The organism is Acetobacter sp. DsW_059 (assembly GCF_002153695.1).
GTDB classification, from domain to species: Bacteria; Pseudomonadota; Alphaproteobacteria; order Acetobacterales; family Acetobacteraceae; genus Acetobacter; species Acetobacter thailandicus.
Genome location: NZ_JOPI01000129.1, coordinates 1 through 434, shown reverse-complemented (window position 1 = coordinate 434; position 434 = coordinate 1). Strand labels below are relative to the sequence as shown.

At 51.2% G+C, this 434-nt stretch carries 1 protein-coding gene and 1 pseudogene; both read left to right on the top strand.

Features of this window, described 5'->3' with window-relative positions; all coding sequences use genetic code 11:
• Positions 1-223: hypothetical protein (locus tag HK25_RS13130; RefSeq protein WP_086636393.1), on the top strand; the 223-nt coding region annotated here is incomplete at its 5' end.
• Between the two features lie 8 nt (positions 224-231).
• Positions 232-434, top strand: a pseudogene (locus tag HK25_RS13460) (hypothetical protein); the annotation flags it as partial.

The window sequence follows — 434 nt, the reverse complement described above, 5'->3', positions numbered from 1 at the left end:
GATGAGATTTGATGGCGTCACGACCACTACAGAAGAACCTGTTTATGAAGCAGATGGTAAAACTCAGGCAACGCAGCAGACAGTTCGCTATGAGGAGCTTCTGTCCCTTGGGATTTTCTGTGAGCGTCTCGAACGTTCTGATCTGGCTGCGCGCGTAACCGCTCTGGAAGCTAAATCGACCGCCGCTACTGCTACGACCTCCACCGCTTCCACAACTGCCTGAGGTGCAAAATGACCTCACTCGATCAAACGATATGGGGCCTTCGGGCCTCAGAAACACTGGTTTGCCTGCCAGAACCCACAACAAACTTCAGGGTTTTATTTAATGGAGACCTTCCTGTGTCTCAGGCAGCAAAGACACAGGTTGATTTAGCGATCTTATACGGCGATTCCGTCCTTTTCTCAGGTTCCTGTACACTCGCAGTACAGGGGCA